Below are 25,518 nucleotides of genomic sequence, written 5' to 3'. Positions count from 1 at the left end.
GTTGAAATTCACAGTTGCGAGAAACGGGGCATGCAAGATTTCATAGCGCGCCAGAATATCGAGCGGTTTCGTAAGCTGCTGAATAAGGCATGCGACGAGGAGGAACGGCGAACACTTTGTCAGCTCTTGGAGGCCGAAGAAAAGAAGCTGGTGGATTGGCAGGCCGCTTCGGCCAGGAAAAAGCCTGGCGATCAAACTTGAGCTGGTGGGCAACGGCATTTTCCAAGCCATTTATGCGGGGTCAAACTAATCGCAAGACCCGCTCTCAGAGTTGCCCGACACCATCTGCACGATGAGCGTGATACGGTGAGCCCGGAAAGCGGGTCTTATCCTACCGTGACGTTCAAGCTCCGCCAGACCGTGAAGTGCCGCCCAGAAAGTTTCGGTCGCGGTATCCACATCCTGTGAGAACGGCGCGATCACTGTCGCCATGGCTCCGAAACCATCGCGAAGTTGGGCTGGCGTGTCGGATCTGGCGAAGCGGAGGCCGGTCGGCAGGACGAACATCGCCTCGTACATCGCAGGGCGGGCGAAAGCGAAATCGAGATAGGCGGCTGCCACACCTTCCACTCGCTCCTTTGGCGTGGACGATGGCCGGATCGCGGCGCGGAGCATCACCGCCAATTCGCCAAAGCCTTCGAGCGCGACCGCCCCGACGATCTGATCGCGATTTTCGAAATGTGAATAGAGAACTGGCTGACTATATTCTATCTCCTCGGCGAGACGACGGATCGTGACGGAAGCCCAGCCGTCGCGTTCCGCGATCGTCCTTGCCGCGACGACGATCCTACGCTCGCGTTCGGCCCGTTCTCGAGTCTTGCGTTCACTGATACCCACCCTGTGCCTCAATCTTCATGCGCGCTTTTCCTGATGTCGAAACTATCAAACGGAACGTCGATTGACAAACTAGCAATGCTAGATTAAGTTCTATCGCTATAGAAACTTCATTCGCCAGGTTCACAATCGAAGAGACTATCAATGAGTCTTCCAATGAGAATTTTCACAGGCACAACGTCACTCGATATCGTCCTCGTCTGGCTGGCCGCCGGGGCGTTTCTCGTCGGTGCTATCGTCAACGCGAGTGGACATCCAAAAATCCGCGCGGGCTTCGTGCGACTTGGATTTCCTTTCTGGTGGTGCTGGGTCACAGCCGCCTTTGAGCTCGCAACCGCGGTGCTTTTGGTCGCAGCCGGCACCCGGTATATCGGGATCGCGCTGGGCGCCTGCATCATGCTCGCCGCGATCGCGGCCATCGTCCGTATCCGGAACTATCGAGAGCTCCCGCCACCTTTCGTGTTTCTGTTGCTGCTAGCACTGGCGGGTGTCAGCGGCCAAGTCTGAATATCTCGCGGCAAACAGTGCCATCCAAATGAGAGCCTAGGTGTAATCGGCCGGACAAGGTCTCCATCGCCGGGGCGTCGGGGGTTATCCAACCCCCTGTCATCAACCCACCTGGAAGAAGACTTCAGTCGGAGCGAACTCGCTTCCGGACAGCGCAAAGCAATGGCCCGAAGGAGGCCAAATCCACAATGTCAAATCGCATAGCAAGCACAGTCGTCGTCTATCATTCCGGTTACGGCCACACCCGGCGGATGGCGGAAGCCGTAGCGGAGGGTGCGGGCGGAGTACTTTGCGCCATCGATGCGGATGGCAACCTTTCCGATGACGGATGGGTCGCGTTGGACGCCGCGGACGCCATCATCTTCGGATCGCCAACCTACATGGGTGGCCCGAGCTGGCAGTTTAAGAAGTTCGCCGACACGTCCTCGAAGGCTTGGTTCATCAACAAATGGCGGGACAAGGTTTTCGGGGGCTTCACCAACAGCGCCAGTTTGAACGGCGACAAGCTCAATACCCTCGAATATTTCGTTCTTCTGGCGGGACAGCACGGAGGTCTGTGGGTCAGTCTGGGGTTGAAGCCAGCGAACGTAAAGGCCTCGAAGCGCGACGATGCAAACAGGATGGGATCTTACATCGCGCCAATGGCGCAAAGCGATGCCGACGCAGCCCCGAGCGAAATGTCGATCGGCGATCTGGAAACTGCCCGCGCTTACGGCGATCGCGTAGCACAAGTTGCGCAGCGGATTGCATCGGCTCAAGGCGCCTGATGCCCTGTCTCAACTCCCAGCATGTGAAAGACATCAATCCGGCGGGCAGAGCAGTCGTTTACAGCGTGACCGACCGACCCGCGCGTGGCGTTGGTCAGCTCTTTCTTCGCAGCATCATCATCAGGAAAGGGGCGCCGACGAGGGCCGAGACGAGGCCGGCTGGTATCTGGTACGGCCAGACGATGGTGCGGCCGATGAAGTCGGCAAGGACCATTAGCGCGCCACCGATGGCGGCTGCTCCCGCCATTTGCGGCAAAGCGCGGACGAGCCCCGCTTCCCTTGCCAGATGTGGCCCCATCAGCCCGATGAACGTCAGCGGGCCGACGCTCAATGTTGCCGCCGCGCTCATCAGCCCTGCAAGGCCGAAGAGCAGGAAGCGTGACTTACGAACTGGAATGCCGACGGCGAGAGCCGGCGATGGACCGAGCGGCAAGATGTCCAGCCAGCGCCGGGCGAAGAAAGCTGCCGCGGTCAGAATTGCGGCCGCGATGGTAACGGTCGTGGCGGAGCGAGCGTCGACGCTGTAGGTCGAACCGCTCATCCAGCGCATCAGAAGGACAGCGCGCGGATCGCCGGTGGAACTCAGGACGCCAACAATGGCATCGACCATGGCGCTCAAAGAGATGCCGGCAAGCAGGACACGCTCCGGCGCCAGTCCCGAGCGCATGGAACTGAGCAGAATCATGGCGAGCACAAGAAGCGCGCCAATGGCGGCGAAGGTCAATTGTCCGGCAAGTCCCGGAACGAAGACAAAGACGGCAATGGTCACACCGAAGGTCGCGCCCGCGCTGATGCCCAGCACTTCGGGGCTTGCCATCTCGTTGCCAGTGATCCTCTGCAGAATGACGCCCGCGACGGCGAGCATCGCGCCGGAGGACAGGGCGGCAAAGACCTTAGGCAACCGCATCGGAATGATATCGCCAAAGAGCGCCGCATGCGGGAAGCCCCAGCTTCCATCGATGCCGCGCCCAACGAACGCAGCGACGACGAGCGCCACCAGCAAAACGGCCAGCGCGACGGCAAGCGTGTTCGTTCCGGCCGGCGCCCACGAATGCGCGCGCTCTTTTAGCTGCAATACCCGGTGCCGGACCTTCAGCCGGGGAAGTAGCAGTAGAAGCAGGGGTGAGCCGAAGATCGCCGTCACCGCACCTGTGGGCAAGAATTCTCCCAATTCACCAGCAAGCAATTGGATGGCGGCGTCAGCGATCAGCAACAACCCCGCGCCGATCAAGGGCGACCACAACAGCAATTGCTGCGGTCGCCGCGCCCCGGAAAGCCGGGCAATTGTCGGCGCAACCAGACCGATGAAGCCGATGACCCCGACAGCGCTCGTCACAACCGCGGCAAGCGCTACCGCACCGCCAACGACAATGAAACGCAGCCGGACAAGGCGGACCCCGAGCGCCGATGCGGTGCCTTCACCGAGATCGAGAAGAGAAAGCGGCCGCATGACGAGCGCGCAGAGGATTGCGATGACCGCCGTTTTCCAAAGGAGTGACACCGGAATGACCCAGCTCTGCTGCGCAAGCGATCCCGCGCCCCAGATGAAAAGGCTGACAAGATAACGCTCGTTCAAAAGGGTCAGGATTGCCGATAGGGCGCCGCACCACAGGCTGATGACCAGGCCTGACAACACCAGCGAAAAGGGCGAAAAGCCGCGCCGCGCCCCGAGGCTCATGACGAGGCAGGCGACCACTGCGCTTCCCCCGAGCGCGACCAGATCTCGGCCTAATTCCAGCAAGCCCGGGAAGAACAAGGTGGTGACGACCAGCGCCAGATTGGCACCGGCGGAAATGCCGAGCGTCGTCGGATCGGCAAGCGGGTTGCGTAGAACCTGCTGAAGGAGCGCGCCGGCCAGAGAAAGCGCCGCCCCTGCGAGCAGCGCCGTCGCAAGACGAGGGAGCGTCGAATAGAAAAGGACCATTCGAGGCACGTCATACCCAGCGTGGCTTTTCGCTTCGAGCGTATGGGCGATGAGGAACCACGACAGGAGGGCGCCGGCGCCGAGAAATGCCAGTGCGACGATCGCGGGACCGAGTGCGAACCTTCCAAAAATCCTGTTCATTCCTTGGGATCCAAAAGGTCGGTCAGAAGGCGGCCGAACCGCATTGCCTCATTGACCATGCCGAACATCAAGGCAGGCGGAAGGATTGAGAGATGTCCCGGCCGGGCGAATGGTAGGCTTTGCCACAGGGGGCTCTGCATGATTTTAGGCAGGACATCAGCGGGTACCGGCTCGAAGGCGATCAGACGTGCATCGGGATCGGCGACGCGGGAGAGGTTCTCAATGGCGATCGTTTGGAAGCCCCAGTAGTTCGATTCCTCGGTCCAGGCGTTCCGCACACCGATGCGCTCCAGAACGTTATGATAGAGGCCCGGGCTCGCATAGATTCTGGCGTGGCGTGCGTCCATGAAATTGACGAGTGCTACCAGAGGAGGGGATTTCGCGGCCAGACGGGCGCGACATTCGGCGAAGAAAGCATCCGCACGCGCGAGAAAACCTTCTGCCTCCGTTTCCCGGTCGATCGCTACCGCGAGTTTTCTTGTGGCCGCGATGGCCGCCGGCAATATGGGGCCGATACCGGGTGCGTAAATCTCGAGGCGGACGACTTTCGCGACCTGCTTTAGCTTCGGCAGCAGTTCGTCGAGATAGGGAGTCGTCAGGATGATATCCGGCTTGAGGGCAACGAGGAGTTCGAAATTGACCTCCCACGAACTGCCAAGGTTCACGACGGACGGGGGCATTACCGGCTCGACCACCCATTTATCCCAGTCGGCAAGATCGGATACCGCCAACGGAACGATGCCAAGCGACAGAAGCGTCGATGCGAGACCATAGTCGAGGCTGACGATCCGCGGTGCGGATTGGGCAAAAGCTGGGGTGTGGCCTGCGACCGCGGCGGCGGCCATTGTCCGCAGGAGGGCACGACGTGACATTGCGGAAAAAGGAACCGGATTAGCAGGCATAGGCGAGCGGATAGCCAGTTTTCGGCGCGGCAATGACATCCATGTCGATGCCGTAGATCTCCTGCAGTCGCTCGCGCATCAGGATCTCATTCGGTCTTCCACTGGCGACGACGCGACCACGTTTCAGTGCGCAGATACGATCGCAGAAGCGAGCAGCCATGTTGATGTCGTGAAGGACGATGATGACGCTCAGGCCTTTTTCATGGGAGAGCCTGCGCACCAAAGATAAGACCTCGATCTGATGCGCAATATCGAGGGCCGCGGTCGGCTCATCCAGCAGGAGGCACTCGGTATCTTGCGCGACCAGCATGGCGAGCCACGCTCGCTGCCGTTCGCCGCCGGAAAGCGTTGCCACGATGCGGTCGGCCAGAGGTTCCAGATGCGTTAAGGCAAGCGCTTGCTCCACCTTTTCTCCATCTGTCTTCGAGAAGCGCCCGAGAGGGCCATGCCAGGGATAGCGACCGCAGCGCACCAGCTCCCGAACCGTCATGTCGGCGCTGGCGCTCACATCCTGCGGTAAATAAGCGACCGAACGCGCAAAGGCGCGTTCCGGAAATGAACGGATATCCCGGCCGGCATAACTGGCCGTGCCCGCCGTCGGCAGGATCTGTCGGCCGAGGATTTTCAGCAGGCTGGATTTTCCCGAACCGTTATGCCCCACCAAGGCGACGAACTCACCTTTTGGAAACGACAGATCGACATCGCTCAGAATGTCGTTTCCGTCGATCGAAAGCCGAATGCGATGCGCTGCGAACGCTTTGGCCGTGGCGGTTGCGCCGCCTGTGTCTTTGCGATTTTCCACGTGTCGTCCCTCGCGGTAAGGTGCTTGTCGGTACTAAAGATGACTGTAATTATCAAGTATTATTTTTTCCTCTGGTGTGCCCGCGAAAGTCGCCGCCATCCTGTCCATCGCGGGCGCGAAAATACTTGCTCGTCATTGGCTTAAGTCGGCCGTGCCGGCTCTTTTGGTTATACATGAACATCGGATTTTTTTAAGTTGACTCTTTTGGTTATGTTTATATTTTGCACGCGACGCAGGCGGATCGCCGGGGACCGCTGCTCCGCTGCGTGACCAGAAAATGACAGACAGGAGTGGCTTTGCATGGTGATCAACCGGCAGGCAGGATTTCGCGCGTCCTTAAATTGCGCGGATCGACGTCGTGTGACGAGGCATCTCGTTGCCAGCAGTGCTCTGGCGGCTGTTTCCCTGGCCTTGGCGCCGGCGGCTTGGGCGCAGGATTCCGCGACAGAACTTCCGAAGATCGTCGTGGTCGGCAAGTCCGACCGCGCAATTGGCCCCGACGCCACCATCGTCGCCAAGGAAACGACGACCGGCACCAAGACGGATACGCCGATCATCGATATCCCGGCAGCCGTTTCGGTCGTGACGGAAAAGGAGCTTGAGGAACGTCATGTCGATAACCTGCAGCAAGCCGTGGCCTACACGGCAGGCGTCCTCACCGACGAGTTCGGCAATGACGACCGTTATGACTATATCCGTATTCGCGGCTTCGACCAGACGGCGCTAGGCACCTATCGCGACGGGCTTACGGCGCGCATTCCCGCCTGGTATACGGCAAGCCGCCTTGAGCCCTACGGGCTTCAGCGCGTGGAGGTCCTGAAGGGATCGACGTCGATGCTTTTCGGTCTCAACGCTCCGGGTGGTCTCATTAATGCGATCACGAAGCGGCCCCCGGAGGAAAGGCGGGGCGAGGTCTACACCTCCTTCGGCGATGGAACCAAGGAGGTCGGCACCGACTTCGGCGGCCCGCTCGATGCCGACGGCGTCTGGAGCTATCGGTTGACGGGGCTCGCCAAGGACGGCGACCTCGGCTGGGACTATTCCAAGGACGATCGCCTCTATATCGCACCGGCCCTGACCATCAAACCCGAAGAAGGAACGTCGCTTACCATTCTGACCGACTACTACAAGCGGAACGGCACCGGCGCGCGCGGGTTTCCGACCGGTGCTGATCTCAACATCGACACCTTCCTGGGCGAACCGGATTTCAATCGCTTCAACACCCGTGAGAGCGATATCGGCTATCAGTTCGAGCATGAAATCAGCGATGGCCTGACCTTCCGCTCCAATGCCCGATACACGCATCTCAGCCTCGATTATGCCGAGGTTTACGGAGCCTCCCTCGATCCGACCGCCGACCGTCAAGCCTTCTCGGTGGATGGCCTCTCGAACCGCTATGTGATCGACAATCAGCTTCAATACGATACGGGGTGGAAAGCCTTCGACAGCAAGGCGCTTGTCGGCATCGACTACGCCAACGACAACACTCGCGAAAACATCCAGTATGGTACGGCAGGCCCGATCGACATCTATAATCCCGTCTATTGCGGTCTCTCCTGCATCGATCTCAACCCTTACGTAAACTGGCGCGTCAAGCAGCAGGCCGTCGGGCTCTATGCGCAGGAGCAACTGACCTTCGACGATCGTTGGATCGCGACGCTTGGCGGCCGCTGGGACCACGTGCACACGACCGCGGACTATGTCGATCTGGGCACCAGGGACGACAACACCGAATCCGCATTCACCAAGCGGGTCGGGCTGACCTACAAGATCAACTCCAATCTTGCCGCCTATGCGAATTATTCGGAAAGCTTCCAGCCCCTCGTAACGCCGACGGCAAATGGCTATTCCTTAAACGGCTCCCTGAAGCCTCAAAAGGGCAGGCAATATGAAATCGGTCTGAAATATCAGCCCGACAGTTTTGATGGGCTATTCAGCGCGGCCCTATTCGACCTGACGCAGACAAACGTGCCAACCTACGTGACGCCGCTCATTCAGGAGCAGATCGGCAAAGTGGGCGTGCGCGGTATCGAGCTGGAGGGCAAGGCGGCACTGAACGATCGTGTCAATCTGACGCTGGCTTATTCCTACTGGGACGCCGAGATCCGCGAAGACGGGACGGGCGGAAATGTTGGCAACAGGCCGCAGCGCGTCCCGAGACATCTTGCCTCGGCCTGGCTCGACTACACGATCCCCGGGGAAGGGCAGCGCGGCGACCTGACCCTCGGCGGCGGGGTACGTTATATCGGGCAGACCTATGGCGACGACGCCAACACGGTTTCGGTCGGTGGATATATCGTGTTCGATGCGGCGGTCAGCTACGACGTGACCAAGAACGTCAAGCTTGCGGTCAATGCCACAAATCTCTTCGATCGCAAGTATGTCGCAAGCAGCTATTACGGGACCGAATATTACGGCGATCGACGCAAGGTCGTTGGAACGCTGAAATATACCTGGTGAGATTGGGTAAGCTGTTGGTTCAGACCCAAGCCTCGTCAAAGCAATCGATACCGCCCGCACCGCAGGATGCGGGCGGCGAACGGGATCTGGGCGCGCTGCTGGTTCGCCACGGCGGAGAGAAATACGGTTTCTGCCGTGGGAAACTCTTGCTGGATGCGCCGGCAGGCTGCGATGTCATCGCATGCTCCGCGCTTTGCGAGGCAGATTGCTTCAATAGCATCATCGACCGATACGGGACGGCGTTTTTGCCGGCCGATCGTCGCGCCATCGTATCCCTTTGGACCCTTTATTATTTCAGTACCTTGACCATCAACACGGCGCTCGCATGGCTCGAACTGCGACGTTATTTGCCGGTCTCGCTCGACGAGGTCTCGGTATGTCTCGACCGGCAAACGGCAACGCCGGTATCGTTTCTTCTGCCTGATTTCGGACAGGTTCGGGAGCTCGATATCCATGCAGCAATGACGCCACTCCTGCGGCAGCACATAGCACCTTTGACCGACGCGATTTCCCATCATGCACATCTGAGCGCCAAGCTGCTTTGGGGAAATGCGGCTGGTTATCTCGATTGGATCATCGATGAAACAGGTCGTCAAAGCGCTCCCGTATTGGCTGAGGAAGGGGCACCGCTGTTATCCGACCCTGCGTTTCCCGACGGCGAGAGAAACCCCTTGTGTGGAACCCTTCGCAGCATGAAAGACGAGAATGGTCTTCAATTCAAACGTCGTAAAGTATGTTGTTTGCGCTATTGCATGCCGGGTATCGGCGGATGCGGTCTTAGCTGCCCGCTGCCGCAAGGACGATGTTAGGCCGAAGGCAAAGCGGCCGCCTACACGGTTGCGACACATCCCCGTCGGTACCCAAACAATGTTACGTGAAGTGATGCTCTTGCCGCTGACAAGGCGTCGTTGCCTCTGCTAGGTGCGTAGCGGAACATCGATTGTACGTCCGTTGTCAAATATCAGGAGCTTGAGCATGACCGGTTCTTCCGAATATACGCCGCCGAAAATCTGGACCTGGAACAAGGCGAGCGGAGGCCAGTTTGCCAATATCAATCGTCCGATCGCAGGACCGACACACGACAAGGATCTGCCGGTCGGCCGCCATCCCCTCCAACTCTATTCGCTCGCAACGCCGAATGGCGTCAAGGTCACGATCATGCTCGAAGAGCTGCTGGCTCTCGGCCATAGCGGTGCGGAATATGACGCCTGGTTGATCAAGATTGGCGAAGGCGAGCAGTTTGGAAGCGGCTTCGTTGCGGTCAATCCAAACTCCAAAATACCTGCCCTGATGGACCGTAGCGGTCCGACGCCGATCCGGGTTTTCGAGTCCGGTTCGATCCTGACCTATCTTGCCGAAAAGTTCGGCGCCTTCCTGCCGACTGACCCCGCTGCGCGTGCCGAATGCTTTTCATGGCTGTTCTGGCAGATGGGAAGCGCACCTTATCTCGGGGGCGGGTTCGGCCATTTCTATGCTTATGCGCCGGAGAAGATCGAATATGCGATCGATCGCTTTGCTATGGAAGTAAAGCGGCAGCTCGACGTGCTCGATCGTCGCCTCGCTGAAAGCGAATATCTGGGCGGTAAGGATTACACGATTGCCGATATCGCCGTCTGGCCCTGGTACGGCGGCCTGGTCAAGGGCTGGCAATATGGAGCGGCCGAATTCCTTCAGGTTCAGGACTATAAGAACGTCCAGCGCTGGGCGGATGCTATCTTCGAACGACCGGCAGTGAAGCGCGGACGGATGGTCAATCGGGTATCCGGCGAGCCCTCAGGCCAGTTGCATGAGCGCCATGATGCCAGCGACTTCGAAACGAAGACGCAAGATAAGCTCGAAGCCGCGAGCTGAGCAAACGTATCGTTCGAGGCAAAGCTGGGCGTCGTTGACGGCGGCGCCCGGTTTCACCGACGCACAGCACCGACTCTTGCAAGCACCTCGCCGGGGATGGCGTAGCGTTGAATGACATCGCGACCGTTTCGCAGGCCGCAGGTTTCGCGCTGAATGAAGAAGGCCCAGACGGCGTCGGAAGCCTTGTCCACGAGGCTTTCGCGGTCGGCTTCGGTGTGGCGCGCGGCATCCCATCCCCGTAGTTCCGCAAGCGCGGACTCCACCTTCAGCCCGTGGCGTCCAAGGGAGCTGGCGCGCTCGGACATGAGTTCATATTCGAGAACATTGAACCCGCTGTCGGTCGAATGAAACTGCCTTAGGGATTGCGGCGGACGAACGCTCATGGATAAAAATCCTCTAGCTCTGCGATGATGTTAGCCGATCATGCGCGGCAGATCGATAGGCTAGGCACTGTTCCGATGCAGTTCGCGCCAGCTTCGACACGGTTGCTGCTGACGGCGCCTATCATCCGGGCGAAGGTGTACCGGGATGTCCACCAATCGGTCGCGGCAGATATGCGAATATAGCATATCGGTTACACCGCTCATCAAGAGCGACAGATAAAACTATGTTGCTGAAATTCTGGCGCGTCCCCGAGTTTGACGAATCTTGGCTTATTCTCCAGCAGCAGATCGCCCGAAATACAACTACTATCCTCAGCGCCAATCGTCTAAAAAATGTGCGATCAGCATTTAGCTATGCACTATGCGCAATAGTGCGTTGATGGATCGGCGCTGTTAACCGGGAAAGCCAAGCCTTATATTCCAACCATCGAAAGCACGGCGGCGCCCCAATGGCAGCCGCTCTTCCAAGCCCGAAGAAAGGGGATGAACATGAACGTAGCGCATTCCTTCAACAATTGGCGCAAGTATCGTCGGACCGTATCGGAACTCGGCCGTATGTCGAACCGCAGCCTGAACGATCTCGGCATAGAGCGCTCGGATATCCAGCGTATCGCCCGCGAATCCGTCGCTCGGTAATATTGAATTCTCTCGCATCGTGACGGTGCGATGTTTGGACGCCCGCTCTCATACAGCGGGCGTTTTATTTTATCGATTTCCTGCCCCGCCAACTTGATGTCCGCCGTTCGCGCGGCGTTCTGCCATCATGGCGCCGGCGAACCAAAGATCTGAAAATATCCCCAGGCGGCGGCGAAAACCGCAATTACGACAATGACCACAAGCAGCTTGCGTAACCCGGGTCGCGGTGTCCTGGGCGGCTTCGGCCTTCGGAATTTGATGACGTTGTCGTTCATTTGACCTCGGTTACCGGACACTATCGAGGTTTCATTTCGCCCCGAATCCATGAGGGGATAAATAAAACTGTCCGGCATCCGAGAGCAAGACGTTGTGGAACCGGCGGGGTTGCGGCGCGGGTGGCGGCGAGCGAAGCCCGTGAGATTTCAGCCAAGAATACGTTGGCGCAGTTTTTCAATCTCGTCGTCCGACAGGCCGATCCGCATGGCATAGGCGGGCGTGTTGCCATAGATCCGGGTGATATGCTGGAGTGTGGAGCGCATGGTCTCCGGTTCGCTGGCAAGAACGAGCTCGATGAGCGCCGGGTCGACGCCGCCCCGCAAGGACTTCTCCCGCAGGCGTTCGATCAACCTTCCGGCGACCCGGCCGGTAAGGGCATAGTCCTCGGTGATGGTATTGTCATCGACACCTGCGATTGCCAGCAGGATGGCGGCGATAATGCCGGTGCGGTCTTTGCCGGCGCTGCAATGGAACAGAACAATCCCCTCCGACGCTGTTGTAATCGCGCGCAGAACGCCCGCGATGGCCGGCTGGCAGTTTTCAATGGCGTCGCGATAGCGCGCTGCCATGTCGAAAGGGATCTGACCGGTCTTGGCGGTCGTCAGGATCGGCGCAAGAGCAGAAAAAAGCGGGAGGTTGTGATATTGCACGCGCCCGTCCGCAACAAACGGATTGATTTCCAGCGCGGTTTCTTCCACGCCGCGCAGATCGATCACGGTGGAAAGGCCCTCGTTCAGAAGGCTGTCGATATCGGCGGCGCTCAGCAAATGCAGCCCATCGCTTCTGAGAAGTGAGCGCCAACGCGTGGTGGCGCCGGCGGCTGTCGGATAACCGCCGAGATCTCGGACGTTGTGCGCACCGTCCAGCACAAGAAGACGTTCATAGGCTTTTGACATCAGCGGATTCCCGACTTCATGAAGGATTCGATCACCTGCCTCTGCAGGACGAGATAGATGAGGAGGATCGGCAGACTGGCGAGCGTTGCCGCCGCCATTAATGGCCCCCAGAGATTGCCTTCTTGCGTCATGAACATCTGCAGGCCGATCTGCACCACCGAATTTTCAATCTTGCGCGACAGCAGCAGCGGCCAGAAATATTCGTTCCAGGCGGAGATGAAGGCGAGGATGGCGAGCGAGGCGATCGGCGCACGCATGTTGGGCGCGACGATCTCCCACAGGATGCGCCAGTGTCCCGCCCCATCCATGCGCCCCGCCTCCAGCACCTCGGTCGGAAACGACCGCATGGAATGGTAAAGCAGAAGAACGGCGAAGGCGGCGACCGCATTCGGGATGATCAGCCCGCCGAGGCTGTCCAGCAGACCGAGCCTGGAGGCGAAAACATAGTTCGGGATCATCGTGACCTGAAACGGCACCAGCCACGAAAGCGCGATCAGCCCATTGACGAACCCGGCAAGGCGCATGCGCCAGCGGACCAGTGCATAGGCTGCGAGGAGGCCGGTGAGAACTTGCAGCGCAGCCGTCGTTACCGAGACGATGGTCGTGTTGGCAATGATGCGCAGGATCGGCATCTTGGCAAACACATAGGCATAGTTCTCAAGCGACGGATATGCCGGCCAGAGCGTGGTGGAGAAGATGTCATTTTCCGCCTTCAGCGAGCTGACGATCATCCAATAGATCGGGAAAACCGCGACGAAAGACAGGAGGATCATCAGCGCATGGAGGCAGATAGTTCGAAGTGTGAGGCGGCGACCGCCGGTTGCCTGACTTTGTGACAGGAGGTCAATTGTCATAGACGGCATATCTCTTCATAAGGCGCAGGCAGCAGAAGGCGATGACCGCAAAGCTCGCAAAGGTGATCATGCCGGCGGCCGCGCTCCAGCCGGCGGAGAGCGTTTCGAAGCCGTATTCCCAAAGCACGTAGAAGATGTTCGTCGTCGATTTCAGCGGGCCGCCATTGGTCAGCACGCTGATATAGGCGAAGCTCCACTGTGCGCCGAACAGGATCGTCATCATCGACAGGAGCATGATCGTCGGCGACAGTAACGGCAGTCGGATGTCGCGGACGATCTGCCAGCGGCTGGCGCCATCGATGCGCGCCGCCTCGACATAAGACCGATCGATGCCGGCATTGGCCGCAGAAAAGAGCAGCGTCGAAAAACCGATGAGCTTCCAGCCCGTGATCCAGGTGAGGGTCGCCAGGGCGCAGTGCGGATCGGTCAGGAAGCCGACGGTGCCTAAGCCTGCGAGCGCGAGGAGATTGTTGACCAGCCCATGATCGTCGCTCAAAAGCCAGCGCCACAGGATTGCTGCGACGACCGGAGGCACGATCATCGGCACGAAGATCAGGGTGCGATAGAGCATGCGCAGCCGGCCCTGCAGATCCTGCGTCAGAATGGCGACGAAAAGCGGAATAATCACCGACATCGGAAAGAGACCGATGATGTAGAAGAGCGTGTTCCAAAGCGCCGTGCGCATCTCGGACAGCGCGAAGATCCGCCGGTAATTGTCCAAGCCTACGAAGCGCTGTGGCGCGGTCGGCAGCATGTTCCACTGGTAGAAGGAGAGTTTGAAGGCTTCCACCAGCGGAACGTAGGTCCACATGAAGAGCAGGATCAGCGCCGGTGCGAGATAAAGCCACGGTGCTATGCCGGCGCCGCGCTGTCGGCTGGGCGCCGGGCGTATCGCGATGCTCATGGGTTGCGTCAGGTCGGCCTGGATATCGGTCATGAAAATCGTCCCAAAACGATACCGGCCGAAACTCAGGATTCGGCCGGTATCGTCCTGATTAAGGCATGAGGTCTTGCGCGGCCTGTTCCGCCGTCTTCAGCGTCGCGATCGGATCGCCGCTGCCGAAGACGGCCTGGCGAACCGAGTCCATCATCATGTTTTCCGCCTGCCGATAGTTGGGGCCTGGGAAGGCGATATTCGGGGTGAGGCGGTTCAACTGCTCGAGATTGGGCCGGATCATCGGATTCTGCTTGACCCATTCGCCGAGATATTTCGGATCGTCGACGATATCGAGGCGCAGCGGCAGATAGCCGATCTTGCTGGTGATGATCGTATAGGCTTCCTTGCTGGTCAGGAACTTCAGAAGCTCATAGGAGGCACGCTGCTTGACCGGATCCTTGCTGAAGACGAAGAGGGCGCTGCCCGAGTTCGTTGGCGCCGTCGGCTTGTCTCCGAAGGACGGCATGGCGGCAACGCGCAGGTCGAACTTGCCGGCGGCCGATTTCTTCAGGCTGGCGTAGAGGGCGCTGGTATAGAGGAACATGCCGAGATTGCCGCTTGCCATGGTATCGGCGGGGCTCGCCACATCGATGCGCGCATGCGCTCCGCTATCGACCATGTCGCGCAGCATCTTGACGGCGTCGGCGGCATCGCCGTCAGCAAAGGTCAATGTATTGCCTTGGCGCACCTTGCCGCCGTTCGACATCACGATCGCCTGATAGACGAAGGTGCCGTCGGCGGGACCGTAGGCGCCGGGGAAGAAGCCGTTCTTGCCAGTCTTCTGCTTGATCGCGTCGCCGGCCTTCTTGACGTCGTCCCAGGTTTTCGGCGGGGAGTCGGGATCAAGGCCGGCCTGCCGGAAGAGATCGGCATTGTAATAAAGGATCGGCGTTGAAAACGTATAGGCAAGCCCGTAGGTCTTGCCATCGACCTTGCCGAGTTCGAGGCCCTGCGGGATCATGCCGGAGAGGTGGTCTTTCAATTCCTGCGGGCTCACCATGTCCTCAAGGGCGTTGGCGCCGAGATCGCTCGCTATATAGATCAGGTCACGGAAGACGAGCTGGGCGACATCCGGCTGCTGGCCGGCAACGATATCGGCCTGGACGCGGCTCATGATCTCGTTCGAGGGAACGGCAATCGTCTCCACCGTAATGTTGGGGAATTTCTGCTTAAAGGCGGCGAGCAGTTCCTTGGTCGCATCGGCTCCGGCGCTCGCGGAGGCGAGATTGTAATTATAGAAGCTGATCGTCACCGGCCCGTCAACGGTTGCCGGCATATCCGCAAAGGCCGCCGAAAACGGCACCAGAGCGCCGACCACAAGCGTCGACATCAGCTTCAGATAGGTTCTGCGCAACATTTGAATTCTCTCCAGTCGGATTATTCGGCGGCAACGGGCGTGGCCCGTTCCAGCAGCATTTTCAAAGAATAGATGTTGAGTTCGGCGCGGTCGGACGGGAGCGGCACGAAAGCCATCGTCAGGCCGGAGGGCCGGATCGTACCGATGCCGAAGGAGGCGCCACGAACCATGCGCAGCACGTCCGTGCGCAGAATATCGGTTGCGGCATGATGGCCCATGCCGTCGACGACCGGGATGCCGTGCCAGACGGATACACGGTCATGGTGGATATGGCCGCTCAGAATGCCGACGATGTTGCGGCCTTTCAAAAGCTCGGCAAGACGTTGCGATTGCGGGAAGTGGATCGTCCGCCAGTGGGTGACATCAGGCTCCTCGCCCAGGGCAGGCGGGTGATGGACAACAATGAGCTTCGGCAGATCCGGATGGCTGTCGAGCGTGCGTTCGAGCCATTCGAACTGAGCCGGATCGATCGTTCCGCCGATCAGCCCGGGTGTGCTGGAATCGATGGTGACGATATGGATGTTGCCGACCACGCGATCGTGGTCATAGGGCGCATCGGGATCGTCGGCTGCGATCTCCATCCCTTCATAGAAGCCGGTGCGCGTGTCGTGATTGCCGAGGGCGTAAATCACCGGAACGTCGATATCGGCCATGATGTCCCGCAACTTGCGAAAGCTCTCGGCATCGCCGCGATTGGTGAGGTCGCCGCTCGCGACGACGAATTCCGGCTTCGGCGTCACGGTCGCAACAAGCGCCAATATCTGGCGTAGCGTTTCCGTCGTGTCGCTGTAGAGATGATCGTCATCGGGCGTGCCGACGTGCAAGTCGGTCAGATGGATAAATGTCGTTTCGCGTGACACTGCGGATCTCCAATCAAAAGACGGTTCGGGAACTGAAGTGGCAGGCAGCGGAAAACGGCTGATATCTTCTGCTCACAAAAGGATCGGGATTGTTCCGACACCCTTGCGGCCAACGTTCCATCACCGGCGTTCAGACTATGAACATGACCGATAGAGGAGCTCGTTATCGTTGACGTGACGAATTTCGAACGCTGTTCGAGAGGGCTAGCTTTGGCGTCTGAACATCGGCGCGATGACCTCGACCATGCGGGCGATCACGACATCGGGATTGTCGAGGTCGATAGCGTGATTGGTCAGGATTTCGGTGCGGGAACGGCTGCGGGTGACCTGTGAGCGAATCCCTAGCGCACAATTCAGCCGCCAGCCGATATCGACGTCATCGAGCCATGGAGCGATGCGCTTCAAGGGCGGGATGAACGCCCGATGGTGTTCGACATTATCGATGATCCGTCGATAGTGTTCGACGTCGCGATGGCGCTGGGCAAGCGACGTGACATGCGAAAGCACCGGATAGCTGGATGTCGGATCGAGGCTCCAGCGGATCGAGGGACCGACATGCGCGGCGATGACCTCATCAAGATCAGCCGGGTCGGGCGCCTTGCGGGCGATCGCCTTGTGTAGAAGGCTCAGACGCTCGGCATTCAGGCGCCGGTACACCCGCTCGGCGACGGCGATGATCAATGCTTCCTGCGAGCCGAAATGATAGCTGATCGCCGAGGGTGTGGCGTGCGCGGCGATGGCGATACGCCGCGCCGTCAGTTCCTCGAGCGTCGCCACATCGCAAAGAAGATGTTCACAGGCATCCATCAGCCTGAATGCGGTGGGATTTGTCCGGCCATGCATCGCTAATACCAACTTTCGTCAGCCCGAGTTTGGTTAGCATGGAATGGATGTCGTCGCGATGACGGCTCCGGTTGAAAGTCAAAAGGGCGTTTGCTGCCTGTCCGTCCACTAAAGCGGCTTAGGGTCGCTCGCTCCAGGCGTGCGTGCATGTTTTGCAACTTATTTCCCCACTTAGCCGCCGGAAGAGAAAGCCGTTTCTTATAATCATCTTAATCTACGTATTTTATAGACTATAGAAGCGGCACCACAGTGCCGACACGATAATCGGATGACGCTATGTCTTATCTTCTGAGCCTTCTCGATAAAAGTCCTATCGAAGCCGGTAAAAACGCAACGGATGCGCTGCGGACGACCGCCAGGCTGGCGGTTCGGGCCGAGGAACTTGGCTATCACCGCTTCTGGGTGGCCGAGCATCATAATATGGCGAACCTGGCGAGTTCCGCGCCGGAGGTGCTGATCGGTTATCTGCTGGCCAAAACATCGAAAATCCGTATCGGCTCCGGCGGCGTGATGCTGCAGCATTACAGCGCCTACAAAGTGGCCGAGACGTTCAATCTGCTTTCGTCGCTGGCGCCCGGCCGCGTCGATCTCGGCGTCGGCAAGGCACCGGGCGGATTTCCGCTGTCGACGCGGGCGCTGCAGGCAGCGGTCGATCCGGAGCGCAAGCCGAGCTTTGCCGATCAACTTGCCGACATAAACGCGTATCTTTCAGGTGAATCTTCGGCGGATACCGCCATCGCCACGCCGCTTCCTGCGACCGCTCCGGAGCGTTACCTACTCGGCGCCTCCGTCGAGAGCGCCAAGCTGGCAGCTGAGAAGGGCTGGGAGCTGGTCTTCGCCGGCCATCTGAACGGCGATCCCGAAAATCTCGGCAACACCTTTGAAGCCTATGAGGCGGCAAGCGGCGGCAAGACGCCAATCCTGGCGCTAGCGGCCTTTGCCGCCGAGAGCGAAGAGCAGGCGCGTGCGCGTGTGGGGGATCTCCGCATCGTCAAGATTTTCCTTCCCAATGGTCAAACGATCAATGTCGGCAGCGAGGAACAGGCAGCCGAATTCGCGCGCCAGGCCGGTGTCACCGACTACCGGACCGAAGAGAAGGTGCCGAGTGTGCTGCACGGCACGGCTGCACAGATCCGGCATGAACTGGATGAACTGCATCGCCGCTACGGCGTCAAGGAATTCATTCTGGATACCCCGGCGCTGACGGCCGCCGAGCGTCTTTCCTCCATCGAGCTGCTCGCCAAGGAGCGGCTCTCTCTCGTCGCCTGATATTGCTGAAGAGGATTGGTCCCATGGCTCAGAAACACATCACGTTCGGCATCATGCTGCAGGGCCCCGGCGGCCACATGAACGCCTGGAAACATCCGAGCGGTCCGGCCGATGCCAGCGTCAATTTCGGCTTCTTCGTCGATACGGCGCGCAAGGCGGAAGAGGCCGGCATCGCCTTCGCCTTCGTGGCAGATGGTCTCTATATCAATGAGCAGTCGATCCCGCATTTCCTCAACCGTTTCGAACCAATTTCGATCCTCTCGGCGCTTGCCGCCTCGACCTCGAAGATCGGCCTCGTCGGCACGGTTTCGACCTCCTACAGCGATCCCTTCACCATTGCGCGGCAATTCGGCTCGATCGATCTGATCAGCGGCGGCCGGGCAGGGTGGAACGCGGTGACCTCGCCGCTCGAAGGGTCGGGCCGCAACTATAGTCGCGAACATCCCGAACACGAGCTGCGCTACGAGATCGCCGATGAATATCTCGACGTCATCAAGGGCCTTTGGGATTCCTGGGATGATGACGCCTTCACCCGCAATCGCGAAACCGGCGTCTTCGTCGACAAAACCAAGCTGCGGCGACTGAACCATAACGGACGCTTCTTCCGCGTCGAGGGGCCGTTGAATATCGGCCGTTCCAAGCAGGGCCAGCCGGTCGTCTTCCAGGCCGGCGCGTCGGATTCGGGTATCCGGCTCGCCGGCAAGCATGCCGATGCCGTCTTCACCAATGGCGGGCCGATCGAAGAGGCGCAGGCCTTTTACCGCCAGCTCAAGGACAGCGTGATCGCGCACGGGCGACCGGCTGCGGAGGTCGGCATCTATCCCGGCATCGGCCCGATTGTCGGCGCGACCAAGGAGGAGGCGGAGGCGAAATATCAGGCGATCCGCAATCTCGTCACCATCGAAGAGGCGCTGCTCTATCTCGGCCGCTTCTTCGATCATCATGATTTCAGCGTCTACCCCCTGGACGAGCCTTTCCCCGACCTCGGCGATATCGGCCGCAACAATTTCCGCGCCACCACGGATCGTATCAAGAGGACGGCGCGCGAAAAGGGGCTGACGCTGCGCGAAGTTGCGCTCGATTCCGCAACGCCGCGCACCGCCTTCATCGGCACGGCGGACCATATCGCCGACGAGATCATCCGCTGGGTGGACCAGGGTGCTGCCGATGGCTTCATCCTCGGCTTCCCGGTGATCGCCGAAGGCTTCGTCGACTTCGCCAGATACGTCCTGCCGATCCTCACCGAGCGCGGCTATTTCGACCCCGTGCTGAAGGGCTCGACGCTGCGCGATCATCTGGGGCTGCCCTATCGCGAGAGCCGCTATGCGCCGGCCAAGGACGAAGCCGAACAAGGAAGGGCGATCCGTGCCTGAGGCACGATCGACGCTGCCATGAACGTCATCACCCAGCATCATCGACCGGCAGATGACATCGAGAAGGGAATAGCCTCCTTTATCGATGAGATCATTGCTCTCCGTCGTGATCTGCATCGCTATCCGGAGCTCGCTTTCCAGGAGCGGCGGACCAGCAAGATCGTCGCCTCGCTGCTTTCCTCCTGGGGCTATGAGGTGACGACCGGTGTTGGGGGCACCGGCGTCGTCGCTACCCTTCGGGGCGCTGACAGCGGCAAGCGTATCGGCATTAGGGCGGATATGGATGCGCTGCCGATTGAGGAGGCGACGGATCTTCCCTATGCCAGCGACAATCCAGGCGTCATGCATGCTTGCGGCCATGACGGGCACACGTCGATCCTGCTCGCCGCCGCGCGTTATCTCGCTGAATCCAGACGTTTTTCCGGTGTGCTGACGCTGATCTTCCAGCCGGCCGAAGAGATCGGTGCCGGCGCTCGTAAGATGATCTCCGACGGGCTTTTTGAACGGTTTCCGGTCGACGCCGTCTTTGGCCTGCACAATTGGCCGGGCGTACCATCAGGTCAGTTCGGTTTCGTTGCCGATGCAGCCATGGCCTCGGTCGATCAGGCCGTGATCCGCATTATCGGCAAGGGTGGACACGGGGCTGAGCCTCACAAGGCGGTCGATCCGGTCTTGGCATCCGCAGCCCTCATCACGGCTCTGCAGAGCGTCGTGGCGCGCAATGTCGATCCCCAGGACATGGCGGTCGTCACCGTCGGCTCGATCCATGGCGGCTCGGCCTCGAATGTGATCCCGGAAAGCGTGGAGCTGAAGCTGACCATGCGGGCCTTCAGCGAGGCAATCCGCCAGCAATTGCAGGAGCGCATTCCCGCACTTGCCCGCGCCCAGGCCGAGAGTTTCGGCGCGCAGGCGGATGTGAATTACCGCCTCGGCTTTCCGGCATTGATCAACCATCGCGAAGAGACGGCCTTCGCCCGGGCGGTAGCGCTGGAAACCTTCGGCGAAGGGCGGATCGTGCGGGATTTCCGGCCGCGCACCGCAAGCGAGGATTTTGCCTTCATGCTGCAGGCGCAGCCGGGCAGCTACCTCTTTGTCGGTAATGGCGACAGCGCGCCTCTCCACAGCGCCCATTACGATTTCAATGATGCGATCATTGCGCCCGCCGCCCACTACTGGGTGCGGCTGGTCGAGACCTTCCTTTCACAGTGACGATAACAGGACGGCTGATGAGATGAGTGACGGCTTTCTCTATACGACCCCTCTCGACCCACGCGCAAAGCCGCTGATCGATGAGCTGATCCATGAATATGACAGCCGCTACGGCACCTATTTTAATGCCGAGGGCGCGGCCGCCGAACTCAACCGCTATCCGCCAGAAGCTTTTGCGCCGCCAGATGGCAATTTCGTGCTTTTGATCCGTGATGGCGAAACCATCGGCGGCGGTGCCTTCAAGCGCTATGACGAGCGCACCGCCGAATTCAAGCGCATCTGGACGCGCCATGACCTGCGCCGGCAGGGGCTGGCGCGCAAGGTCCTGATCGAGCTGGAATCGCAGGCGGCCCGCCAGGGCTATTCCCGCATCTATCTGACGACGGGCTTCCGCCAGCCGGAAGCAGTCGGTCTCTATCTCAACTACGGCTACACCGCCCTGTTCGACCAAACCGTCGATCCAGAGATCCACCGGACGCTGCCGTTCGAGAAGGATGTCAGCCATCTGGCCGAACCGGAGCTGCGTGTGGCCGGCGGCAACAGGTGAAAACGGCGCGCAACAGATAATCCATAAAAGGGAAACGTCATGGCACTGACGACAGATTATGCGGGCATCGCTCCCGTCAACAGGATCGCCGATCAAAAGCAGGATTATTCTCGCTACCGCATCGTCCCGGCCCGTCACCCCGGCCGGTTGGTGGGGACCATTTTCGCCGCCTTCGTCATCGCTGCTGTGCTCTATTCCACCTTTACCAATCCGCGCTGGGGCTGGGGCGTCTTTGCGCAATGGTTCTTTGCCGAGCCCGTTCTCGTCGGTCTCGGCAGGACGTTGCTTCTGACGGCACTTGCCGCCATTTCCGGCTCTATCCTCGGCACGGCGCTGGCGCTTGCCCGCGTTTCCAAATCGCCGCTGCTATCAGGCCTTTCTTGGGGCTATATCTGGCTGCTGCGCTCGATCCCGATGATCGTGCTGCTGCTGGTGTTGAACAATCTCGGCTATCTCTATGAGACAATCAAAATCGGCATTCCCTTCACCGACACGGTCTTCGTCGACTATCCGACGGTGCAACTTCTGACGCCCTTTGCTGCCGCCTTCCTGGGGCTAACGCTCAACCAATCGGCCTTTTTCGCGGAGATCGTACGCGGGGGCATCTTCTCCGTAGATCAGGGACAACTTGAAGCGGCCTCGGCTCTGGGCCTGTCCCGTCGCCGGCAAGCCTTCCGCATCATCTTGCCTCAGGCCATGCGTTCCATCCTGCCGACCGGCTTCAACGAGATCATCGGATTGGCGAAAAGCACCTCTGTGGTCTATGTGCTCGCCCTGCCGGAACTCTTCTATACGGTCCAGGTCATCTACCGCCGCAACCTCGAAGTCATTCCGCTGCTGATGGTTGCGACCGTCTGGTATCTGGTCATCATGACGGTGCTGTCGGTCGCGCAGCATTATATCGAGCGTTATTTCTCGAAGGGTGCGGTGCGCAATCCGACGCCGCTTCCCTTTCAGACCTTCTTCGAACGTTTCCGCCGTCCGCTGCCCGCGCTCGACGTCCCGACGGACGCCGCGCTTAAGTCCGGCTTCACCGACGTGGCAAGCTTCAGGGCGGCCGGCGGTGCGGTGCGCATTCACGGTATTTCGAAGAGCTTCGGTGCGCTGAAAGTGCTCGACAATATCGAACTCAACCTTCCTCCCGGCAGCGTGACCGCCATCCTCGGCCCGTCCGGCTCCGGCAAGTCGACGCTCCTGCGCGCCATCAACCATCTGGAGCGGGTCGATAGCGGCTTCATCTCCATTGATGGCAATCTGATCGGCTATAGCCAGAAGGGCGACACACTCTACGAGCTCAAGGAGAAGGATATTCTCAAGAGCCGCGCCGATATCGGCATGGTGTTTCAGAGCTTCAATCTCTTTCCACATCTGACCGTGCTCGAAAATCTCGTCGAGGCACCGATCCAGGTGCGCGGCATCGGCCGTGAGGGCGCCGCGCAACTGGCGCAGGAGCTGCTTGCCCGCGTCGGCCTTAGCGACAAGATCAACGCCTATCCGCGCCAGCTTTCCGGCGGCCAGCAGCAGCGCGTTGCGATCGCTCGCGCGCTGGCGCTCCGCCCCAAGGTACTGCTCTTCGACGAGCCGACTTCCGCGCTCGATCCGGAACTGGTTGGCGAGGTGCTCGACGTCATCAAGGAGCTTGCCCGCACCGGCACGACGCTCGTCATCGTCACCCATGAAATCGGCTTTGCCCGCGAAGTCGCCGATACGGTGGTCTTCATGGAAGGTGGTCACATTCTTGAGGCCGGTCCGCCGGCCCGCGTTTTCAATGAAGCGGAACATCCGCGCACCCGCGAGTTCCTGGCAAAAGTTCTCTAGCGAAAACCCGGCCCCCTTCGCGAGAGGAAGAGAGTAAGCGCAACTACAACCCTAGAGTGAATAAGAGGTAAGTTACATGACTGTCTTCAGGAAAACGAAATCTCTGGTGGCCGGCATTGTCGCCGTGGCTGCCATCGGCGTCGGCTCAGCGCACGCGGCCGAAAAGTTCAACCTTAGCCCGGATACGTCGAACCGTGTCCGCGCGGAAAAGGACGATGCGGCGATCAAGGCCATCGCGTCCAGTTTCAAATTCGTCAATTCCGGCAAGTTCACCGTGGCAATCAACCCCTGGGATCCGCCGGTCGCGACCTATGCCACGGACGCCAAGACGGTGGTCGGCACCGATCCCGAGATCGCGCAGTTGCTTGCGGATTCGCTCGGCCTTGAGCTCGACCTCGTGCCGGTTGCCTGGGAGGACTGGCCGCTTGGCGTCTCCTCCGGCAAGTACGATGCCGTCATCAGCAACGTAACGGTCACCGAGGAACGCAAGGAGAAGTTCGATTTCTCCACCTATCGCAGGGATGTTCTCGGCTTCTACGTCAAGTCCGACAGCAAGATCACCGCGATCAAGGAGCCGAAGGATGTCGCCGGCCTGAAGGTCATCACCGGCGCCGGCACGAACCAGGAAAAAATCATCCTGGAATGGGATCGGGAGAACGTCGCCGCCGGGCTGAAGCCGATCGAGGTGCAATATTACGACGACCGCGCCGCAGCCGATCTGGCGATCCAGTCGGGCCGCGCCGATGTCGAGTTCAACCCGAACGCCACGCTGGCCTACAGCGCATCCATCAAGGGCACGACCAAACTGGTCGGCACCGTCAGCGGCGGCTGGCCCGTGTCGGCCGAAATCGCAGTGACGACACGCAAGGGCGCCGGTCTCGCCGATGCGGTCACTATAGCGCTCAACGACCTGATCAAGGACGGCAAATATGGCGAGGTGCTGAAGCGTTGGAGCCTTAACTCGGAGGCGGTCGACAAGTCGCAGACCAACCCGCCCGGCCTGCCGAAGAGCGGCTCGTAATCAGCCCTAACGCGATTGACGGCCGGCCCGCGCTTGCACGGAGCCGGCCATTGATGAAGATAGGAGATGGAGAAGACTCCCATGACAGGCATACCGGCCATCCGGGCATGTTCATTCGTTTTGATGATGACGGCGCTGACGTCTTTCAGCGCGGCCCGCGCCGATGATCTAACCTTCGACTTGAGCCCCGAACAGCCGGGCCGCATTCATGTCGGGCGGGATGAGACGGCAGTTGCCGCCATTCCCAAGGATTTCAAGTTCGTCACGCCGGGTACGTTCACGGTCGCCGTCGCACCCGGTGGGCCGCCGCTCGCCACCTATGCGACGGATGCCAAGACGGTAGTGGGTGCCGATCCGGATATCGCTTATGCCATCGCCGATAGCCTCGGGCTCAAACTGGAACTCGTGCCGGTCGCCTGGATCGATTGGCCGCTGGGCCTCACGTCGGGCAAATACGATGCCGTCATCTCCAATGTCGGCGTCACTGAGCAGCGCAAGGAGAAGTTCGATTTCTCCACCTATCGCCAGGGTCTGCACGGCATCTATGTCAAGTCGGACAGCAAGATCGGCTCGATCAAGGAGCCGAAGGACGCCGCCGGTCTCAGGTTCATCGTTGGCGCCGGCACCAATCAGGAGCGCATCCTGCTCGAATGGAGCAAGGAGAATGTGGCAGCCGGGCTGAAACCGCTGGAGCTGCAATATTATGACGACGATGCCGCAAGCTTGCTGGCCCTGGCGTCGGGTCGTGCCGATGTGATCGTGCAACCGCATGCGCAGCTCGTCTACATCGCCGCCCGCGACAAGAACATCAAGAGTGTCGGCACGCTGAGCGCCGGCTGGCCGGATCGCTCCGACGTGGCGGTGACGACGCGTAAGGGAAGTGGCCTGGCCAATGCACTGACCGTCGCTGCCAATGACCTGATCGCCAATGGCACCTACGGGAAGATTCTCGATCACTGGCATCTGGCGGAAGAAGCCCTGCCGAAGTCGGAAACCAATCCGCCCGGCCTGCCGAAATATTGAGCGGCTGACGGTATCGACAGGGGTAATG

Annotated in this window: 24 protein-coding genes; 13 read left to right on the top strand and 11 right to left on the bottom strand. The window is 59.9% G+C overall.

The window, feature by feature from the left end:
* Positions 1-246: 246 nt before the first annotated feature.
* A complete protein-coding gene (locus CCGE525_RS33455; protein WP_120708449.1) occupies positions 247-837 on the bottom strand; it encodes a TetR/AcrR family transcriptional regulator in 591 nt (196 codons plus the stop codon).
* Between the two features lie 153 nt (positions 838-990).
* On the opposite strand from CCGE525_RS33455, the gene CCGE525_RS33450 reads away from it, so the two are divergent.
* Positions 991-1,341 carry a DoxX family protein gene (locus CCGE525_RS33450; protein WP_245472247.1) on the top strand — a complete coding sequence of 117 codons (351 nt, stop codon included), beginning with the start codon at positions 991-993 and terminating at the stop codon, positions 1,339-1,341.
* 188 nt (positions 1,342-1,529) lie between these two features.
* Complete coding sequence (locus CCGE525_RS33445) at positions 1,530-2,108, top strand: flavodoxin family protein (protein WP_120708447.1); 579 nt, start codon at positions 1,530-1,532, stop codon at positions 2,106-2,108.
* A 94-nt stretch (positions 2,109-2,202) separates the two neighbouring features.
* On the opposite strand, the gene fhuB is transcribed toward CCGE525_RS33445, so the two are convergent.
* Genes fhuB through CCGE525_RS33430 form a run of 3 tightly spaced genes read right to left on the bottom strand, consistent with a single transcriptional unit; the run spans position 2,203 to position 5,877 of the window.
* Positions 2,203-4,173, bottom strand: coding sequence for a Fe(3+)-hydroxamate ABC transporter permease FhuB (fhuB, locus tag CCGE525_RS33440; protein ID WP_120708446.1), 1,971 nt, complete (start codon positions 4,171-4,173; stop codon positions 2,203-2,205).
* On the bottom strand, positions 4,170-5,045 hold the full coding sequence (locus CCGE525_RS33435; protein ID WP_245472246.1) for an iron-siderophore ABC transporter substrate-binding protein: 876 nt from the start codon (positions 5,043-5,045) through the stop codon (positions 4,170-4,172). The genes fhuB and CCGE525_RS33435 overlap by 4 nt, the downstream gene beginning before the upstream one ends.
* Positions 5,046-5,064: 19 nt before the next feature.
* Complete coding sequence (locus CCGE525_RS33430) at positions 5,065-5,877, bottom strand: ABC transporter ATP-binding protein (RefSeq protein WP_120708444.1); 813 nt, start codon at positions 5,875-5,877, stop codon at positions 5,065-5,067.
* A gap of 300 nt (positions 5,878-6,177) precedes the next feature.
* Between CCGE525_RS33430 and CCGE525_RS33425 the strand changes: the two genes are divergently transcribed.
* The 3 genes from CCGE525_RS33425 to yghU all read left to right on the top strand — a co-directional run bounded on the left by CCGE525_RS33425 (position 6,178) and on the right by yghU (position 10,188).
* The gene (locus tag CCGE525_RS33425) at positions 6,178-8,337 is read left to right on the top strand and encodes a TonB-dependent siderophore receptor (protein ID WP_120708443.1); all 2,160 of its coding nucleotides are present in this window, start codon (positions 6,178-6,180) and stop codon (positions 8,335-8,337) included.
* A 2-nt stretch (positions 8,338-8,339) separates the two neighbouring features.
* Positions 8,340-9,146: a siderophore-iron reductase FhuF gene (fhuF, locus tag CCGE525_RS33420; protein ID WP_162950377.1), complete on the top strand. Its 807-nt coding sequence runs from the start codon at positions 8,340-8,342 to the stop codon at positions 9,144-9,146.
* A 166-nt stretch (positions 9,147-9,312) separates the two neighbouring features.
* Positions 9,313-10,188, top strand: a complete 876-nt coding sequence (gene yghU / locus CCGE525_RS33415; RefSeq protein ID WP_120708441.1) for a glutathione-dependent disulfide-bond oxidoreductase — start codon at positions 9,313-9,315, stop codon at positions 10,186-10,188.
* 53 nt (positions 10,189-10,241) lie between these two features.
* Here the strand turns inward: yghU and CCGE525_RS33410 are convergent, their stop codons facing one another.
* Positions 10,242-10,571 carry a DUF6665 family protein gene (locus CCGE525_RS33410; RefSeq protein WP_120708440.1) on the bottom strand — a complete coding sequence of 110 codons (330 nt, stop codon included), beginning with the start codon at positions 10,569-10,571 and terminating at the stop codon, positions 10,242-10,244.
* Positions 10,572-11,060: 489 nt separating this feature from the next.
* Between CCGE525_RS33410 and CCGE525_RS33405 the strand changes: the two genes are divergently transcribed.
* Positions 11,061-11,207, top strand: a complete 147-nt coding sequence (locus tag CCGE525_RS33405) for a DUF1127 domain-containing protein (protein ID WP_120708771.1) — start codon at positions 11,061-11,063, stop codon at positions 11,205-11,207.
* 422 nt (positions 11,208-11,629) lie between these two features.
* On the opposite strand, the gene CCGE525_RS33400 is transcribed toward CCGE525_RS33405, so the two are convergent.
* From CCGE525_RS33400 to CCGE525_RS33375, 6 genes are all read right to left on the bottom strand, one after another.
* Positions 11,630-12,379 carry a tyrosine-protein phosphatase gene (locus CCGE525_RS33400; protein ID WP_120708439.1) on the bottom strand — a complete coding sequence of 250 codons (750 nt, stop codon included), beginning with the start codon at positions 12,377-12,379 and terminating at the stop codon, positions 11,630-11,632.
* Entirely contained in the window at positions 12,379-13,233 is an 855-nt protein-coding gene (locus tag CCGE525_RS33395; RefSeq protein WP_205587499.1) for a carbohydrate ABC transporter permease, read from the bottom strand. Before CCGE525_RS33395 ends, CCGE525_RS33400 begins: the two co-directional genes overlap by 1 nt.
* Positions 13,223-14,170, bottom strand: coding sequence for a carbohydrate ABC transporter permease (locus CCGE525_RS33390; protein ID WP_120708438.1), 948 nt, complete (start codon positions 14,168-14,170; stop codon positions 13,223-13,225). Before CCGE525_RS33390 ends, CCGE525_RS33395 begins: the two co-directional genes overlap by 11 nt.
* Before the next feature lie 58 nt (positions 14,171-14,228).
* On the bottom strand, positions 14,229-15,527 hold the full coding sequence (locus CCGE525_RS33385; RefSeq protein WP_120708437.1) for an ABC transporter substrate-binding protein: 1,299 nt from the start codon (positions 15,525-15,527) through the stop codon (positions 14,229-14,231).
* A gap of 20 nt (positions 15,528-15,547) precedes the next feature.
* Positions 15,548-16,387 (bottom strand): metallophosphoesterase family protein, encoded by an 840-nt coding sequence (locus tag CCGE525_RS33380; RefSeq protein ID WP_120708436.1) that lies wholly within the window; start codon positions 16,385-16,387, stop codon positions 15,548-15,550.
* Between the two features lie 204 nt (positions 16,388-16,591).
* Complete coding sequence (locus CCGE525_RS33375; protein WP_245472245.1) at positions 16,592-17,194, bottom strand: TetR family transcriptional regulator; 603 nt, start codon at positions 17,192-17,194, stop codon at positions 16,592-16,594.
* Between the two features lie 312 nt (positions 17,195-17,506).
* Between CCGE525_RS33375 and CCGE525_RS33370 the strand changes: the two genes are divergently transcribed.
* The 7 genes from CCGE525_RS33370 (at position 17,507) to CCGE525_RS33340 (ending at position 25,490) form a co-directional block, all read left to right on the top strand.
* The gene (locus tag CCGE525_RS33370; protein ID WP_120708434.1) at positions 17,507-18,499 is read left to right on the top strand and encodes an LLM class flavin-dependent oxidoreductase; all 993 of its coding nucleotides are present in this window, start codon (positions 17,507-17,509) and stop codon (positions 18,497-18,499) included.
* A 23-nt stretch (positions 18,500-18,522) separates the two neighbouring features.
* Entirely contained in the window at positions 18,523-19,872 is a 1,350-nt protein-coding gene (locus CCGE525_RS33365; protein WP_120708433.1) for an LLM class flavin-dependent oxidoreductase, read from the top strand.
* Positions 19,873-19,890: 18 nt separating this feature from the next.
* Positions 19,891-21,081: a M20 aminoacylase family protein gene (locus CCGE525_RS33360; protein ID WP_120708432.1), complete on the top strand. Its 1,191-nt coding sequence runs from the start codon at positions 19,891-19,893 to the stop codon at positions 21,079-21,081.
* 22 nt (positions 21,082-21,103) lie between these two features.
* Positions 21,104-21,628, top strand: a complete 525-nt coding sequence (locus tag CCGE525_RS33355) for a GNAT family N-acetyltransferase (protein ID WP_120708431.1) — start codon at positions 21,104-21,106, stop codon at positions 21,626-21,628.
* Positions 21,629-21,667: 39 nt separating this feature from the next.
* Complete coding sequence (locus CCGE525_RS39630; RefSeq protein WP_120708430.1) at positions 21,668-23,446, top strand: amino acid ABC transporter permease/ATP-binding protein; 1,779 nt, start codon at positions 21,668-21,670, stop codon at positions 23,444-23,446.
* Between the two features lie 76 nt (positions 23,447-23,522).
* Complete coding sequence (locus CCGE525_RS33345) at positions 23,523-24,467, top strand: ABC transporter substrate-binding protein (protein ID WP_120708429.1); 945 nt, start codon at positions 23,523-23,525, stop codon at positions 24,465-24,467.
* A gap of 81 nt (positions 24,468-24,548) precedes the next feature.
* Positions 24,549-25,490: an ABC transporter substrate-binding protein gene (locus CCGE525_RS33340; RefSeq protein WP_120708428.1), complete on the top strand. Its 942-nt coding sequence runs from the start codon at positions 24,549-24,551 to the stop codon at positions 25,488-25,490.
* Positions 25,491-25,518: the final 28 nt, after the last annotated feature.

The organism is Rhizobium jaguaris (genome assembly GCF_003627755.1).
GTDB classification, from domain to species: Bacteria; Pseudomonadota; Alphaproteobacteria; order Rhizobiales; family Rhizobiaceae; genus Rhizobium; species Rhizobium jaguaris.
The sequence above is the reverse complement of the archived record's forward strand: the minus strand, read 5'-3'. Positions and strand labels throughout refer to the sequence as shown.